Origin of the sequence: Glutamicibacter sp. BW77, from assembly GCF_002332285.1 — a bacterium.
Taxonomy (GTDB): domain Bacteria; phylum Actinomycetota; class Actinomycetes; order Actinomycetales; family Micrococcaceae; genus Glutamicibacter; species Glutamicibacter bergerei.
Genome location: NZ_NRGT01000047.1, coordinates 16,643 through 33,828 on the forward strand (window position 1 = coordinate 16,643; position 17,186 = coordinate 33,828).

Genomic DNA, 17,186 nt, shown 5'->3' on the forward strand with positions numbered 1-17,186 from the left:
GCCCCGGGCCATTGTCCGGGGCGATAGTCGGTTAAACCTACTTCTTCAGGTGGTCAACCAACTGCGAAGCGATACCGGTGTAGCTACCCGGAGTGAGCTGCTGCAGTCGAGCCTCGGCGGCCGCCGACAGCCCCAGCTCGCCCACAAATTCCTTCAGGCGTACCGCATCCACGCGGTGTCCACGGGTCAGATCCTTCAGGCGTTCGTACGGGTTGTCCATGCCTTCGACGCCGGCGATGGCCTCGGCACGCATGACCATCTGAATGGCCTCGGCGAGCACCTCCCAGTTGTGGTCCAGATCGTCCGCGAGCACTGCCTCGGCAACATCCAAACGATCCAGGCCCTTGGCCACGTTGGAAATGGCAAGCACCGAGTGGCCGATGGCCGTACCGATGTTGCGCTGCGAGGAGGAGTCGGTCAGGTCGCGCTGCCAACGGCTGGTCACCAAGGTCGCGCCCAGGGTGTCGAGCAGGCCGTTGGAAATCTCCAGGTTCGCCTCGGCGTTCTCGAAGCGGATCGGGTTGACCTTGTGCGGCATGGTGGAGGAGCCGGTCGCACCTTCCACCGGGATCTGCGCGAAGTAGCCGATGGAAATGTAGCTCCACACGTCGGTGCACAGGTTGTGCAAGATTCGGTTGAAACGAGCAATATCAGCGTAAACTTCGGCCTGCCAGTCGTGGGATTCGATCTGGGTGGTCAGCGGGTTCCAGGTCAGACCAAGGTGCTCGACGAAGGACTTGGACACCTGCTGCCAATCGGCGCCTGGCACCGAGGCGTAGTGCGCCGCGTAGGTACCGGTGGCACCGTTGATTTTGCCTAAGTATTCGGTCTTTTCGATGCGGTCCAGCTGGCGGGTCAGGCGCCAAGCGAGAACCGCGAGCTCCTTGCCCAAGGTGGTGGGGGTGGCTGGCTGTCCGTGGGTGCGCGAGAGCATCGGCACTTCGCGGGACTCCTCGGCCATCGCCGTCAGTTGGGTAACCAACGCGCGTGCTGCCGGCAGCCACACCTGGGTCACGCCACCCTGCACACCCAGCGCGTAGGACAGGTTGTTGATGTCTTCACTGGTGCAACCGAAGTGAACCATCGGCTTAAGCTGGCCGATGCCGATCGCATCCAGACGGTTCGCGATGTAGTACTCGACGGCCTTCACATCGTGCACGGTGACGGCTTCGATCTCGGTAAGTTCCTTCACCGAGTCAGCGTCGAAGTCGGTGACGATCTTGCGCAGGGCAGCCTGCTGCTGGTCGGTAAACGGGGAGGTGCCTGGAAGTACGGAGTTTTCGGCCAGGTGGATCAGCCATTCGACTTCCACGTGGACACGATCGCGGTTCAGTGCCGCTTCGGAAAGGTAGTCAACCAACGGTGCCACCGCGCTGCGGTAGCGTCCGTCGAGGGCACCAAGTGCCAGGGGTTCATTAGCAAGGGAAGTGCGCGCAATCTCAGCCATGCTCATATTCTTTCATTACTCGGTGCACATCACATCTTTTACGGTCGACGATCTTTCCACAGCCCGCAGTGCAACCGGGGCGGCAGCGCAAAAAGAGCGCGAAGATGGAGGCATATTTTCACCGACTCCCCGGTGAAGAATGACCGCTGGGAGAAAATCATGATGTTTCAGGCGACCCTAGATTCGGTGGCCTTCCAGTTGGATGATGCCCAGTCAACGACCCGCTTCGCGATCGAACAGCTATCTTCAATAAACTCTCTGACTTGGAGGTCTATGGCTGGTAAGGCCTTCGCCTCGGAGGTGAGCCAACTCAGCGACAGGCTCATTGCGCTGACCAAAGCGTTGGGTGAAGCTGAATCGTACCTGTCGTTGGCTATTCGTGAAATGAATGCGTTGGAGGCACAAATCCTTGACCAGCGAATGGCCTCCTAGCCATGGGGTATGACGTCAATTACAACTCCTTGGATTACGCCCAATCACGTCAAATTTGTCAACAAGTATATGGACAACTTCAAGATGTTCAGGCACAACTGCTCAGGGCTTCGGTACGCGCCCAAGAATGCCAACGACAATCACAAAGCCAATGCCTAGCTAATGGGATAGCGAACCATGGGTATGCGGTCGGAGTTCTGGCGGATAAATTGCGCACCGGGTATCACCACGCCACCGAGGCGGTGCTCGATGCGCGTCGGCTGGAAGAGAAAGTTTCCGCCGCGATCGAGAATTATGTCAGGGCCGAAACCCGGATCGAAAATTCAATTCTGGTTTCCGGCAAATGGCAGATTCTGGTGGACCTATGGAACAACACGCGTCATAACGATTCACGTCCGCCCACCCAAGACATGGAAAATATTCTCAAACTTTTTGTCTTGCTTTCCTCTCCTCGTGACCGTTTTGGCTTTGCCCGACCACAACCAGAGATGATGCATGAAACTACGCAGAACCTCGCAGAGTTCATCAAGATCTGGGGGCCATTTCGTAACAAAGAGTTGAAGCTGAGCGAATCGGACCCGGTAGAGAAATTTGAGTCCGATGGAACGGTCAATACGTTCTACAAGCTGCATCAGGTCCTCAACGATGCAGGCCCCGAAGAGGACGGGAAGATTCTGATTGCAGAGGCAGAGAAGGACGGAAAGAACGTCCACCTGGTGATTCTTCCCGGAACTCAGCCGGACTCAGACGGGCAGAACCCCTTTGACACGTATGGAATTATCGACGGATTTGGTTTGGATTCGGAAAACTTTGCGGGGCCGATTGCTGAAGCACTTGAAATTAGTGGAGCGCAGGACGGCGACGAGGTGATTCTTAGTGGATATTCGCAAGGTGGGATACACATCGCGAACCTGATGAAGAACAAGTTCCTGCGCAAAAAGTTCAAAATGAAAAAGATGCTGACCTTTGGCTCGCCCATTGGGCACATCGATCTTCCCGAAGATATCCGCAGCCTATCCCTTGAGGATTCCAAAGACATGGTTCCTGGGACCGATGGTACGGAGAATACGCGGAAGAAAGATCAAATCACGGTGAAATTTGACGGTCCACGGAATGAAGATCAACTCGATGACGGGCTTTTCGGCAAGCCCCACGATTTAGATAATTATGGGGATCACTTAAAAGAGATGGTCGAGAATCCGGTTCCAGATTTGCAGGATAATTTGCGGGAATTCGCAATCCCCCCGGGACCACTGACCTATCGGAAGTTCAAGATCGAACGCAAAGAACGCCCCAAGAATACGAAGCACGAAGAATGGGAAGCAGAAAAATATCGGATGGGGCGGTAGTCCCGAATACGCACTCGTACATTGTTTGCCCCACCCCGAGCCATTCGGGCGTGGGTTTTGTCTTGTCCATCAGGCCGGGCAATTCAGAGTTTTGCCTCGACGCTGAAGAATCACGGCACGATAGCGTGCCGTTGCATCATCTAATGGTGACTACTTGTCGCGAAGCGCTGACACACAATTGTCTGCAAGACCGCTGCCATTGTCCTTGCCCTGGCGGGTACCGGATGGACTTACTCCTGCGCTCATCAGAACAGTAAGAGTGCAGAGTAACTTTGCGCATTCAGGGAGCTGGATCTAACCCGTTGTTTGCATGGCTTTGGACGTCGAAAGTCGTTACAGACAATGCATGCGACAATGTGGAAGATGTCGCCGATTTGACGAAGAAATTGGGCAGTAAAGAGCCAGTAGTAATCCTCAACAAGCCTGACGAGGATTGCTACTGGCGGTGAGTGGATAGGTATCTGTGTGGGGTGTGGTCGGACGTTCTTGTTAACAGTAGAACGCTGCCCCGATCGGGAGTCAGTCCCAGTAAGTATTACGCCGCGGCTTTTGCAACGGGTCAATATGCTTCGGCAAAATCACGTGCGGCAACCCATCAATCATCACGACCTTGATCCGACCCGAATCAGCATCCATATGCGCACCCCGGCACAGACCCGCCAAATTGATGAGCTTCGTTTCGCCGCCCATCCACCACGGATCAACATGGTGAAACTCAATCTTCTCCGGCGGCTCAGTACAACCAGGCACAACACACCCATGATCACGAGCCAACACCGCGCGCTTGAGCCTCTCCGGAACCAACCGTTGGGCTCGACCATAGTCAAGCAACTCACTCTTCGAGTTAAAGATTGCCGGGATAATATCGGCTTCGCACAACAACCGTCTGAGATCCCCGGGCGGGAGATTCACCCCGTGAGCAGTGCGCGCATCACCAGAAGCGAGATCCTGCAAATCTTCGAGCTTCAAATGCACCAGAACCTCAGGTCTAATCCGTTGGCTGCCACCTCCACCGGTCGGAACCATGGTGAGGATATCCATCAACGCATTCAACGCTCGTTCAGGGGCCGTCGCCGGGACCTCGGTGGTTTCTGGTTCCCAGATCGCTTCCTCCAATGCCCCTTCGGGTAAGAAGTCCAAGATGCTAGGTTCTGCTGGGATCGGCTGTGCGGCTGCTTCGTCTAGTGTTTCTGATTCTGGGTCGGTGGTTGGTTCGTCAACGGCAGGTGCAGCTTCAGCGGATTCAGTACCGGTATCCGACTCGTTAACCGTGCCAGCCTGTGGCGGACGGTTGACCCGAGCCTGCGCCCCGGCACGGGTGCGCCCGTTAGCTGCATGAGCGGCCAACGAATCAAAGTACTCACCTTCCACCGTGGTGACCCGCAAGAGAAACTCGCGGGTGAACTCGTTCTTAATCGGTAACGGGAAGAATCCCCGACGCAGCGAGGAGGATGTTGCAGTACCTGCAGTAGTACTCGCGGTAGTGATCAGTTCTTTGACCTGTTTGTTCGTTTCAGCAACACTCTGCCCGCCGGTAAGCAGGGTGGCTGCGTGTTCTTCCACCGGGCGGCCATCTGCATGAAACAACGTCGGCTCGGTACGGATCCCCTCAAAGGTCTGGTCCTTAGGTTCACGCTTAGCCAGTTTCTGACTGATCTCCCGCACCACCGCCGGATGCAACGCCGGGGATTGTTCCGTGTCTGGGGTGGTAAATAGTGTGGCTAAGTGTTCAAAGCGCGGTGGGAGCTGGTTACCTGCCATATCCCGGCGGCTGATCAGATCGCTGGCGTCGCCGATGAGTTTGCTCGCTTCACCAAAAGGAATATGAGTCCAGGAAGCTAAGAGTGCGGCAGGGGTTTGGAAGCTTGCTTTACCAGCGCAGCGGTGAGGCAAGCGGGTGGTGTCTGGGGCGGTGGTGCGTAGTGTGTCGAGTTCTGTTTCGTGAAGGGTGTGGGCGTTGGTGGCTGCGAGTCGGTCAGCACCGGTGACACGGATACGTGCTGCTTCGTCTTCGAGCTGTTGGCCGGTGGTGGCTAATTCTAGGGCGAGGCGGGGATCGGTGGTCTCTGCCAGATGTAGGCGTAGGAAGGTGAACAGTGCGGTGCCGGTGGTGGCCAGTTTGCGCAGGGTTTCGCCCGTGAGGTTTTCTGGCTCACTGGTGGCTGCGGTGAGCTCGGTGAGCGTCGTATGCAGTTCGGTGAGGCTAACCCCGGCGGTGGTGTTCATGTCATCGAGTATGAACGGGATCCTGCGCCGTGGGTGGTCAAATTGAAAGTTGTGGAAAACTCGCCAGGTGAGTATTTTTGGTGCCAGTGAGATGCCGAACTATTTCACCGTCCAACGGACATCGGTGTAACCGAGGGGCTAGCGTTTTTCCTTGCCAACAAATACGCCGAGGACCGCGGAAATGATCGAGATGATGATGGTGCCAGCGATGGCGTCCCACCAAAATTTATCGATACTTAGTCCGACCGGGGTGAATTGTGTCAGCCAGCTGGTGAGCAAGAGCATCAAGGCGTTGACGATCACGGTGAACAGGCCCAAGGTCAGGCAGGTGATGGGCAGCGTGAAGAACGCGACGATCGGACGCACTAAGGCGTTGATCAGACCGAAGATCAGGCCAATGATCAGGTAGGCAATGACGGAGCCCATCAGGTCATCGCTCATCGCCGAGATATGAAGGCCGGGGACAACCCACACGGCCGCGGCAAGCGCGAGGGCGTTGATAATGACTCGAATCAAAAAACTCATAAGCCAACTTTGTCATAGAAGACTGGATGATCGGTGGAAAAGGAATCTGCCGATTGCGCCGCCGGGCACTAGGCTTGAGCTATGAGTGAGAACCCTGTAATCCAAGATCTGGTGCAACCTCGTTCCATCGTTGCGCGCTTGCCTAAGTACGCCGCCGGCAAACCACCGGTAGCGGTCGAAGGGCTTGAATCATTCAAGCTTTCGTCGAATGAGATTCCTTTTGGCCCAATTGATGAGGTGCGTCAGGCGGTCTTGGCGCAGGATGCGCTGAACCGCTACCCCGATAGCCTGTCGACGAAGCTGCGCACGAGCCTGAGCGAGTATCTTGACGTGCCGGCCGAAGATATCGTCACCGGTGCAGGTTCTCTTGGCGCGCTGACTCAGATTTTGACCACCTTCGCGGGGCAGAACGAGGACGGAATTCAGGATGAGGTCATCTACGCGTGGCGCTCATTTGAGGCCTACCCGATCTTGGTGCAAAGTGCTGGGGCGTTGCCGGTGGAAATTCCGGTCTTGTCCGATGGTCGTCACGATCTGGAATCGATGATCGCGGCCGTTAACGAAAACACCTCGGTGATTTTGTTGTGCACTCCGAACAATCCCACCGGACCAATTCTGACGCAGGCAGAGGTTGATGACTTCATCGCTCGCGTGCCACGCAACGTGTTGATTGTTTTAGATGAGGCCTACATCGAGTTTGTCCGCGATGCGCATTCCGTGGACGGTGTGAACACCTACCTTGAGAACCCTAACGTGGTGTTGTTGCGCACGTTCTCTAAGGCGCACGGCTTGGCTAACCTTCGCGTTGGCTATAGCGTTGCACACCCGGAGATCACCGATAATATTCGCGTGGTGGCGACTCCGTTTGCTGTTTCTTCGGTAGCTGAAGATGCCGCCGTTGCCTCGTTGGCAAACATCGATAAGGTGCTTGAACGTGTTGAGACTCTAGTTCAAGAGCGTGAGCGTGTGGTGACGGCTTTGCGAGCGCTGGGTTGGGTATTCCCGCAAACCCAGGCGAACTTCATCTGGTTGCCGTTGGGTGAAAACACCCAAGAGTTTGTGCAGCGTGCCCAGGCGCGGGCGTTGTCGGTTCGTGGGTTTGGCGCCGAAGGCGTGCGGGTCTCGATCGCGGAGGTTGAAGCGAATGATCGTTTCATCGAATTGTGCAAGAATTCTGAGGATTTAAAGCTCGGCTGACGTGCTTCTAATTCTCGCGTTTTAGAGGCCGAAAGATATAGGCTGTTTAGTAGTTAAGCCGCTATATGTCCCATAGGGAATGTATTCCTGAAGGGGCATATGAATGATTGAAGGATGTTTTATGTCGCGTGCCGCGAATGAGGCGACGGACCAGGGTCTAGTGCAGATTCTGACTCCGGAAGGCCAGCGTCTTCCCAACCAAATGTACGATGCGTATTTGGGTGACGTTGACGACGACATGTTGCGTGGTTTTTACCGCGATATGGCGTTGACTCGCCGATTCGACCAAGAGGCTACGGCCCTGCAGCGCCAGGGGCAGCTGTGCCTCTGGGTCCCGTTGCGTGGGCAAGAAGCGGCGCAGATCGGTTCGGGTCGAGCCACCCGTCCTAGCGATTACATCTTCCCGACCTACCGTGAACACGGTGTGGCACTGACCCGTAACGTCTCCTTCTCCGAGATGTTGCGGCTCTTCCGTGGAATCTCCGGTGGCGGCTGGGACCCTCGGGAAAACAACTTCCACATGTACACGATGGTGCTCGCGGCGCAGATGCCGCACGCATCGGGCTATGGAATGGCGATCAACCTTGACCAGCACGGCTGGGATGAAGCTAAACGTGCCGCCGAAGGTGATGCGGTGGTGGCCTACTTCGGTGACGGTTCCTCCACCGAGGGCGAAACCCACGAAGCGATGGTTTTCGCGAACTCCTTTAACGCTCCGGTGGTGTTCTTCTGCCAGAACAACCAGTGGGCCATCTCGGTACCTTTCGACGTGCAGTCGAAGGTGGATTTGGTTCACCGCGCGGCAGGTTATGGCATGCCAGGCATCCAGGTGGACGGTAACGACGTGCTCGCGGTGTTGGCAGCAACTCGCTGGGCGCTGGAGCATGCACGCAGCGGAAAAGGGCCGGTGCTCATCGAGGCGATGACCTATCGATTGGGTGCACACACCACCGCAGATGATCCAACCAAGTACCGAATGAGCGAAGATGAGCTCGCGTGGGCTCCGAAGGATCCGCTGATTCGGTTGGAAACGTATCTGCGTGAAAACAAGATTGTTGACGAAGCATTCTTTGCGCAGCTGTCTACCGACGGCGACGAGATGGCAGCAAAGGTCCGCAAGGACGCGATGGCTTTCCCTGTGCCACCGCTGGCTAAGTCCTTCGAGCAGGTGTACGCCGAGGCGCACCCGCTGATTCAGGAGGAGCTGGCTTGGCATTTGGAATACGAGGCCGGGTTTGCGGACGAATCAGGCGTGGGGGAGAAGTAAATTGACGACAACTATGACGCTTGCCAAGGCCATCACCGCCGGCCTGGATAAGATACTCGAATCCAATGACCGCGCGATCCTCATGGGTGAAGATATTGGCCGCCTCGGTGGCGTGTATCGCATTACCGACGGGCTGATCGACAAATACGGTGCCCACCGGGTCATCGATTCCCCACTGGGTGAGGCCGGGATCGTCGGCGGCGCGGTAGGTATGGCGTTGCGCGGGATCAGCCCGCTGGTGGAAATCCAGTTTGACGGTTTTGTGTTCCCCGCCTTCAGCCAGATCACCACGCAGCTGGCCAAAATGCATGCGCGTTCCGAGGGGCGGCTGACGGTCCCGGTGGTGATCCGCATCCCTTATGGTGGCGGTATCGGATCGATCGAACATCACTCCGAATCTCCTGAGGCGCTCTTTGTGCACACCGCCGGGCTGCGCGTGATCACCCCGTCCAACGCGCACGACGCGTACTGGATGATCCAGCAGGCCGCGGCCTGCCAGGACCCGGTGATTTATCTGGAACCCAAGCGCCGTTACTGGCTTAAGGGCGAGGTAGATACCGAAACTCCGGCGCTGGACGCGTTCAAGGCGCAGGTGGTTCGTCCCGGGGATGACGCGACCATCGTGGCCTACGGACCGCTGGTGCCGATCGCCCTGGCCGCTGCCGAGGCGGCGCGTGAAGATGGCCGCTCGGTAGAAGTGATCGACCTACGCTCGCTGTCACCCATTGATTTTGACACCATCACCGAGTCGGTGCAGAAGACCGGACGACTGATCGTGACCCATGAGGCGCCGACCTTTGGTGGGATCGGCGGGGAGATCGCCGCACGAATCACCGAACGCGCCTTCCTCTCATTGGAGGCGCCGGTGCTGCGTGTGGGCGGATTCCATATGCCGTACCCGATCTCTAAGGTCGAATCCCAGTACCTGCCGGACATCGACAAGCTACTCGAAGCCCTCGACCGGTCCTTCGCCTACTAAGCGACGGATTCAAGGAGAAAAACATGACTGTCTTTAATCTTCCCGATGTGGGCGAGGGGCTGACCGAAGCCGATATCGCTTCATGGAAGGTCCAAGTAGGCGACACCGTTGAGGTCAACCAGATCTTTGTCGAAATTGAAACCGCGAAGTCGCTCGTTGAGCTGCCCTGCCCTTTCGCCGGGGTGGTCACCGAACTTCATGCAGCCGAGGGTGACACCGTGCTGGTTGACCAGCCGCTGATCACCATCAATGAGGAGGGTGACCCGGTGCTCCCCACCGGCGTGCCCGAACCGGTGCAGGTTGCCAACACCGAAACTCCGAACCATAGCGAGGAGCCTGGCCCGTTGGTTGGTTCCGGCCCGGCCGCGGATTCGGCGGTGCGCCGCGCGCGGGCCAGCCGTCCAACACCGTCGGTCGGTGCCGCACGTCCCAGCGCGGCAAACAAGGCTGGCGCCAGTGCTGCTGGTCTAGCCGATACTATTTCTCGTCGTGCCCAGGGATTGGGGCAGGCGGTGGCCCGCGAGGTGGATCGTCGCAAGCCTGCGATGGCGAACTTTATGGACCGCGTGCTGGCTAAACCGCCGGTGCGCCGGTTGGCCAAAGACCTCGGCGTAGACATCAACGAGGTCATCGGCACCGGGGTGCAAGGTGAGGTGACCCGCGAAGACGTCAACAGTTACCAGGGGCAGCGCGAAGCCGAACGCGATGCGGCACCGACCTACTGGGGCCATGGTGCCCAAGGTGGCGCACTGATCGAACGTTCGCAGGTTCGTGGGGTTCGCAAGGCCACCGCGAAGGCGATGGTTGCGTCGGCGTTTAGCGCTCCGCACGTGTCGATCTTCGTCGACGTGGATGCTAGCCGCACCATGGAGTACGTGGCGCGGCTGAAGAAGTCCCGCGATTTTGAGGGAATTAAGGTTTCCCCGTTGCTGGTTTTGGCGCGCGCGGTTATTTGGGCTGCGGCGCGTAACCCGTCGGTGAACGCCTCCTGGGTGGAGACCGAATCCGGCGCGGAGATCCACCAGAAGCACTTCATGAATCTGGGTATTGCGGCAGCCACCCCGCGCGGGTTGCTGGTGCCGAATATCAAGAACGCCCACACGCTGAATATGCGCGAGCTGGCGATTGCACTCAACGACTTGGCGATGACCGCCCGGGCCGGTAAGACCAGCCCGGAGGATATGCGCGAAGGCACGTTGAGCATCACCAATATCGGGGTGTTGGGCATCGACACCGGAACGCCGATCCTCAACCCCGGCGAGGTTGCGATCGTCGCCTTCGGCACGATCAAGCAGAAGCCATGGGTGGTCGACGGCGAGGTAGTGCCACGCTGGATCACCACGCTGGGCGGCTCCTTTGATCACCGGGTGGTGGACGGGGATCTGTCCGCACGGTTCATGGCCGATGTCGCCTCGATCATGGAAGAACCTGCGTTGTTGCTTGACTAGAACCACGAATTAACCCGTCCGGTGGGTGCCCGCAAGGCATGCATCGGGCGGGTTTTTTCATTCCCGGTTACTCAAAGTATTGTTGATATACTCGCAGGACTATGATTCGACCGCTTGTTTCAGCCGCTTTCGCGCTAGTGCTGACGTTTTTCATGTCGCCATTGAACGCGCCCGTGGCGCAGCCAGCGCCGGCGCCGGTGTATCCCACCACCGAGTCCAGCGCCCCGGCTAAAGACAATGAGTCGGTGCTGATCCCGTTGATTAGCGCGCATGAGGACAACTTTTATCTGGCGGTCAGCGACGCGGCCCAAGCTTCGGTCGATCAGCAGGGAATCGTTGATCAGGTGCGCGAATCGATGGGAGCTACCCACGCAAAGATCCTGGTGGGGGTGGATAAAAAACCCAATAATCTCAAGGGCGCCGCGCAGTTAGTGCGCGGCCTGCTGCTCTTTGGTGACAGCGACGCGTTGAGCGATGACTGGTTGGAACACGGCAAAGATCGCGGTTACGTCGGCAAAGGGTGGATCGTGGTGGGAGTGATGCTTCCCGAACGCGCCGGTGCACCCACCGAAGTTTTTGTGGATCCGGGCCGAAATGTCAGGGCCAAGGCCGAGGGCGCGACCGAGCGTATTCACCGCGCGGGCCAACAATATTTTGATTCCCAAAAGTACACCCAGGGGATCATCGAGGTGAGCAAGGCGAGCGCAACGCAGTTGCAGGCACCCAAAAAAGCTATGTTCCGCAGCTGGCAAGGTGTGGGAATACTTGCACTGCTAGTGCTGGGCGGGGTGTTGGTAGTTTTCATCATGCACCGGCGCAAGGTGCGCGCCAAGGCGGCGAACAAGCGTGCCCAGCGTGGAGCGCAGCTCGTCGATTTACTTCGACATCGCGCCTTCCGGTTGGAAAAATATCGTGCACCACTGCCTGCGGGCGAGCCAAATGGGCCTACCAGACGGGCCAGTGAATCCATCAACGCGGTGATACCTGCGCTGAACGCGCGTGCCTTATTACTTGCGCAGAACTATCAGGACGGCGGCCCGCTGAGCGTCGAAGAGCTAGCGCGGATGGAAGCTAGCCTCGCCGATCAGGAGTTGCTGATCGCCGCCACGAAGGCGCTAAACACGCTCCTTGAGGCAAAACGCGGGCAGAGCGCCGATTGGAAAGCCATCGTGCTTACCCACCGGGAACGGCTCGAAGACACCGCGCAGTTCCTCAACTTAGACTCCGTGGGTCAGCTTCACTGCCTGCCGCAATTGCGGACCATGATTATCGAACACACCAACCGGTTAGACGAGATCCAGCACTGGGTGCAGGCCGATGCGTCCCGTCAGCAAAGCCCGGTGCAGGTTTTAGACCAGCTCTGGCAAATGCGTGCCGAACTGCAGCAAAACCATAGCGCCGCCCTCACTCAGGCGCGCGAGGCACGGCTAGAAGTAGTTGGTTCGCTCCGTCAGCGAATGGATGCGCACGGCGCTCGGCAGGTATTTACAGATCCCTTGACTAGCCTGGACGTCGCGCTGGTGCGGGCGCAGATGCTCAAGAGTGAAAACCGGCAGGTCAGTTCATGAGCCGGCGGGGGTTATACGATTCACGGGGCCGCAGGCTGCACAGGCCACGGTCCTGGGCAGCGCTCGGCGCGCTGCTGATGGCGCTGGTGACCACCCTGGTGGCGGTGCAAGGCTACCAATCGATCCCCGACGAGCCACGCTTTGAGGTGGCGATCGTGGTTGAGGGTACCCCGGAGTGGAACATTAGCCAGGCCACGGTCGACGCGGCGCTAAGTGAACCGATCAAAACACATCGGCCGCTGCGACTGATAGTTACCGACCGGCACCTGAGTGGTGATGAGCTGCTGCGCGGACAGGTGCCCACTGGCCAGGTGTTGCTCTCCACGCAGCTGGAGAATCTAAAGACCGAAAATAGCACCGTGCAGCAGCGGTTTACCGGGGCCGCGCTGAACTCGCAGCTGGTGGACGGACGCGATGAATATACCGATGCCCGTTTTGAAATTAGCGGGGCCTTCCGCGACAACCTGGGCTTAGGGCACGGCCCGCAGGCGGTGGTGGCGGCCGCCGAGCGCGCCGCGATCGTGCTCTCCGCACAAGGGGTACAAAACCCGGCCTACTGGTTTGGTGCGATTGGCCTCTGCGCGATGCTGACCGCCGCGCTGCTCTCTGTTGCGCTGCGCTACCGTTCGCGGTGGGGGTCGCGGCATCGCCGGCTGACTGCCGCGCAACGCAAACTGGCCCGGGTGCTACTGGACCTCGAAGCCTTGGAGACGACCTATGCAGCAGCACCGGCTGCTTCACGCCCGGCGGGGTTCAGCAAAAACTGGGAGGAGCTGCAAAGCCTGTCCCTGCAGGCGGCGCGCAGCGAAGACCCGCTGGTCACCTCGCTGTTTACCAAAAAAGAGGCGCTCGGTACACGCACAGGTGCCCAGCTGGCCACCTTCGAGGCGAGCACTCGCACGCTGACTCAGCTCGCCGACGCGTTGCTGGGAGCCGGGTCGGTGCATGCAAACCTTGCCGGGACCGGTTCCACCTTTGACCAATTGAGCCGGCCGATCAACGATGCGGCAACCGCCTTGCTGATTCGCCTAGAGCAGGCCCCGGGAAAAATGATTTCCGGTAGCGATGTGCGCAGGCTGCGTGATGACCTGGGCGAATTGCTGCAGGCCTCGGCCTTAGAGGTCGATAGTTCGCAGGCAGTTGACCGCTGGCGCAAGGCCGAAAAGCAGCTGGCCACACACGGTAAAGCGTTGACGCACAGCCTGCGCCGCTACCCGCGCGGGAAAATCCCCGCCGTGGCGCAGGTTCCCGCACAGCATCTGCAGTTGCGGGAGAGTTTGGGCCTACAAACCGCTGAGCAGTCCAGCGCCCTGTACCAGTTGGGGCTAGCCAACGCGCTGGTCCGTGCCACCTTAGGCGATACGCTCGCCTCCGATACTCGGGTGGCGCCGCAGCCGCACGCTCTGCCTGTCGCCAGCAAAACTTCTCGCGGCCACGCCTCTCATTCACCTGGCATAGATGAACCTGCCCCGCGACGTCGTGGGCTACGCATAACCGGGGCCGTCGTGACGCTCATTGCCGCGATGATCGTCGCCGGGCTGAGCGTGAGCACGTTGACCGCCAAACCCGAAGTTTCACGCAGCGGTAGCGGTCAGGGGGTCAGCTTCGAGGTGGATGATCCGGCCAAGCTGCTCGATGAAGATGAGGTCCTACGTTATATGGACACCGATTTTCAGACCGACACCAGCTTTACCCTGGCCGTACGTGATGCCGAAAGCTACCTGGATTTCCTTCCGCTTGAAGCGGGACGAAGCTTCCATCAGGTGCGTCCGCGCAGTATTTTGGAAGCCAAATGGCGGCTGAAAAGCGAATTTAAGGACAAGGTAAATCCGCTCACCGGGGAGCTACGCGAGGGCGAGGTGATCGTCCCGGTGCTACTGGCCGACGATGAGCGAACCGTCGTGCCCGGGGTGATCTCCGCGCAGCTGCAACGCGGCGACTACGGGTGGGGGCGGCTGGTCGCCTGGGAGCACGGGTCGATTAGCGAGTCCAAGTACCTGGAGATGGAAGTGGCCGGGGCCTTAGACGACTACAACAACGCACTAGCGCGCAATGGCTATGAGCCGGTCAATTTTTCTGCCACGTCGCTATTCTGGATGCTCACGTTCCTGTTCTGCTTGACCGTGCTCAACCTGGTACTGGTGGTGCGTTACCTACTTTCGACGGCCACCAGGCTGGGCCGGTTCGGGCGTGGCGCACGGAGCCTGGCGCAGGCGAAGCGTCAGCTTGAAGCGTTGCTGCTCGGGTTGGAGGATTCGCAGATTAACGCGGTGGCGGTGCTCGGTGCAGATACTCACGGGCGCGCCGATGAGGCGGGGCAGCGGCTCTTTGAGCGTGCGTTGGTGATGGCCTGGCATGAGGCGCAAGAACTCTCACAACTGCCCTTGGGTGAGCGGTTGGGGCAGTCCTTTGCCCGCAGGGTGGCGCACCTTGAGCGTTTGGTGGCGCGCCTGGGCGAACGCGATCAAGATGTCACTCGTCGTGCCAATGACCTAGTGGCGGCCACGCGTGGGGCCGGCGGCGACGAACCGGCGTCGGTATTACTGCCTAGCTAGTAGGCTCCCACGTCGACGGCGGTCCGCATCCCCTAGTGAGTAGGGTAATGCTGACCGCCGTCGGCGTGTGATGCGGTCTTTAGCCCAGCACCTCGGGCAGTTCACCTGGCTCGTTGCCCAGCACATGCTGGGAGAGGAACTCGAAGACCACCTGGTACCAGATCTTCGCGTGCTGCGGGCTGAGGATCCAATGGTTCTCGTCGGGGAAGTAGAGGAACCGGTGATCGGTGGTGCCATCGGGCGCCTGCGGCAGACCGGAATCGGCCAGCAACTGGTACCAGAGCTTGAGCCCCTCGCTAATCGGCACGCGGTAATCCTTATCCCCGTGGATGACCAGCATCGGGGTGACGATCTGCGCCACGTGGTGATGCGGGGAATTAGTGTGGATCATTTCCGGACTCATTTCCCGGGTCCAGTAGAACGAGGCATCGGTGGACTTGTCAAAACCATCCAGCGCCCACAGGCTCGCATGAGTCACGATTGCCTTAAAGCGGTCGGTATGTCCGGCGATCCAATTGGCCATATAACCGCCGAAGGAGCCGCCCATGGCCGCGGTGCGGGTCTGATCGATGTCCGCGCGCGCCTCGGCGGCATCGGTGATCGCCAGCAGGTCGGTGTACGGCTCTGCACCCCACCGGCCCCAACCGCGTTGGATAAATTCTTGTCCGTATCCGGTGGACAGGGCCGGGTCGGGCAAGAGCACCGCGTAGCCTTGCGCGACCGCCAACCAGGGGCTCCAACGCCAGCTCCAGGCATTCCACGAACCCAGTGGTCCACCGTGGATCCAGAGTAACAGTGGTGCCTGGTTGGCGGGGGATGCGCCGTGCGGTAGCGCCAGCCAGGCGCGGATCGTGCTGCCGTCTTCTACGGTGGTGCTCACCTCGGTCAGGGTGCCGGGCAGCGCTGGTTGCTCGGCCGGGGAGAGCAACTCGGTCAACGCAGCGTACTGACCCGATTCCAGCTCAGCTAGGTGGGTGAGTTCGATAGACACCGGCTGTGTGGGGTACTCGTAGCTGGAGCGTAGCGCGTAGGCGGTGCGAGAATCCGGGCTGATCAGCACGTTGCTGTAGGCGCCAGCCGCGGTGAGCCGGGTGATCTTGTCGCTGTCGAGGGAGAGGTGGAAGATTGGGCCGTGGCCGGTTTCATCCGCGGTCAGTAGCAGCGAGTGGCCGTTGGGGAACCACGTAATATCGTTGGTCCAGCGATCCCAGCCGACGGCGATCTGATGGGTATCGCCGCTGGAGAGTTCCATGAGCCACAGGGTCATTGCTCCGGCACGCTGTGGGGTGGAGCGGGTCCATCGGGCGTAGATGAGTTTGCTGGAATCCGGGCTGATTTTCCCGACCGTGTATTCGTAGGTTTCATCGGGTTCGAGCAACATTTCTTGCGCACCGCTGTGCAGATCTAAGCGCATCAGGCCCGTGGCAAGGGAGCCGCGGCCCTCGGGAACGAGCCATTCGGTGATCAAAAATTCGCCGTTGTCCGCGGCGGTGAAGGCGGTATCTGTCTGTTGCACGCCGCTGCTGGGGGTCAGATCCTTGAGCGTCGCACAATCAGCATCCGCATCATGCTGAAGGGCTGCGGTATAAAAGTGCGGGGTTTGTGGTCCTAAATCCGCGTCCCAATAACGCACCGGGTAGCCGGTGTGGAGGATGGCTGAGATCTTTTTGGTTTTGCGCTCCTGAAGAATTTTCGCTTCGTGCTCCAGGTCGGTGGCACGCGGCATTCCGGGAGCGCAGACCAGCACGCGCTGTGGGTTGCGGGGAAAGGTGGTCACCGACTCAATTCCCGCCGGGTGGGTGAGGATCGATCGGGCTTCTCCTCCGGCGGAAGGTAAACGCCAGGCTTCGGGTTTAGCATCCTCCCCGGTGCCGCGTTTGGCTAGGAACAAGAGGTCGCCGTCCGCGCTGAAGTTCGGCTGTGATTCGCCGTTTTCTCCGAAGGTCAGGCGCCGGGCAGGTGTTTTTCCCTGCGGGTCCAGCTGCCACAGGGCGGAGGTGTATTTGGTTTGATCACTGCTGAGGGTGCTTAGTGTGGTGACAAGTTTGGTGCCATCGGGGGACAGAGCTAGGCCCGCTACCCGCGGGAGGTCGATGTACTCATCGAGATTGTGAAATGGTTGCTTGGCATATGTCATAGCTCACATCTTTCCACTAATGCGTGGCACGCACTAGTGCGCCGAGCAGCTCGGCT

At 59.1% G+C, this 17,186-nt stretch carries 12 protein-coding genes; 8 read left to right on the forward strand and 4 right to left on the reverse strand.

Annotated elements, in window-relative coordinates:
- Window positions 1–37 precede the first annotated feature (37 nt).
- Window positions 38–1,447 carry an adenylosuccinate lyase gene (gene purB, locus CIK74_RS05550; protein ID WP_096254927.1) on the reverse strand — a complete coding sequence of 470 codons (1,410 nt, stop codon included), beginning with the start codon at window positions 1,445–1,447 and terminating at the stop codon, window positions 38–40.
- A gap of 159 nt (window positions 1,448–1,606) precedes the next feature.
- On the opposite strand from purB, the gene CIK74_RS05555 reads away from it, so the two are divergent.
- Window positions 1,607–1,879, forward strand: coding sequence for a hypothetical protein (locus CIK74_RS05555; protein ID WP_141392881.1), 273 nt, complete (start codon window positions 1,607–1,609; stop codon window positions 1,877–1,879).
- Window positions 1,880–1,881: 2 nt separating this feature from the next.
- The gene (locus CIK74_RS05560) at window positions 1,882–3,228 is read left to right on the forward strand and encodes a hypothetical protein (RefSeq protein WP_141392882.1); all 1,347 of its coding nucleotides are present in this window, start codon (window positions 1,882–1,884) and stop codon (window positions 3,226–3,228) included.
- A gap of 519 nt (window positions 3,229–3,747) precedes the next feature.
- Here CIK74_RS05560 and CIK74_RS05565 read toward each other — a convergent pair.
- Both CIK74_RS05565 and CIK74_RS05570 read right to left on the reverse strand, forming a co-directional pair.
- Entirely contained in the window at window positions 3,748–5,454 is a 1,707-nt protein-coding gene (locus tag CIK74_RS05565; RefSeq protein ID WP_096254786.1) for an HNH endonuclease signature motif containing protein, read from the reverse strand.
- A gap of 138 nt (window positions 5,455–5,592) precedes the next feature.
- Complete coding sequence (locus CIK74_RS05570; RefSeq protein ID WP_096254787.1) at window positions 5,593–5,979, reverse strand: phage holin family protein; 387 nt, start codon at window positions 5,977–5,979, stop codon at window positions 5,593–5,595.
- 81 nt (window positions 5,980–6,060) lie between these two features.
- Between CIK74_RS05570 and CIK74_RS05575 the strand changes: the two genes are divergently transcribed.
- The 6 genes from CIK74_RS05575 (at window position 6,061) to CIK74_RS05600 (ending at window position 14,993) form a co-directional block, all read left to right on the forward strand.
- A complete protein-coding gene (locus CIK74_RS05575) occupies window positions 6,061–7,176 on the forward strand; it encodes a histidinol-phosphate transaminase (protein WP_096254788.1) in 1,116 nt (371 codons plus the stop codon).
- 121 nt (window positions 7,177–7,297) lie between these two features.
- Window positions 7,298–8,443: a pyruvate dehydrogenase (acetyl-transferring) E1 component subunit alpha gene (gene pdhA, locus CIK74_RS05580; protein WP_096254789.1), complete on the forward strand. Its 1,146-nt coding sequence runs from the start codon at window positions 7,298–7,300 to the stop codon at window positions 8,441–8,443.
- Between the two features lie 13 nt (window positions 8,444–8,456).
- Window positions 8,457–9,422 (forward strand): transketolase C-terminal domain-containing protein, encoded by a 966-nt coding sequence (locus CIK74_RS05585; RefSeq protein WP_096254790.1) that lies wholly within the window; start codon window positions 8,457–8,459, stop codon window positions 9,420–9,422.
- Between the two features lie 23 nt (window positions 9,423–9,445).
- Window positions 9,446–10,870 (forward strand): dihydrolipoamide acetyltransferase family protein, encoded by a 1,425-nt coding sequence (locus CIK74_RS05590; protein WP_096254791.1) that lies wholly within the window; start codon window positions 9,446–9,448, stop codon window positions 10,868–10,870.
- A gap of 152 nt (window positions 10,871–11,022) precedes the next feature.
- Window positions 11,023–12,438, forward strand: coding sequence for a hypothetical protein (locus CIK74_RS05595; RefSeq protein WP_205738257.1), 1,416 nt, complete (start codon window positions 11,023–11,025; stop codon window positions 12,436–12,438).
- Window positions 12,435–14,993, forward strand: coding sequence for a DUF5129 domain-containing protein (locus CIK74_RS05600; RefSeq protein ID WP_096254793.1), 2,559 nt, complete (start codon window positions 12,435–12,437; stop codon window positions 14,991–14,993). The genes CIK74_RS05595 and CIK74_RS05600 overlap by 4 nt, the downstream gene beginning before the upstream one ends.
- 79 nt (window positions 14,994–15,072) lie before the next feature.
- Here CIK74_RS05600 and CIK74_RS05605 read toward each other — a convergent pair whose 3' ends face one another.
- The gene (locus CIK74_RS05605) at window positions 15,073–17,130 is read right to left on the reverse strand and encodes an alpha/beta fold hydrolase (protein ID WP_096254794.1); all 2,058 of its coding nucleotides are present in this window, start codon (window positions 17,128–17,130) and stop codon (window positions 15,073–15,075) included.
- Window positions 17,131–17,186: the final 56 nt, after the last annotated feature.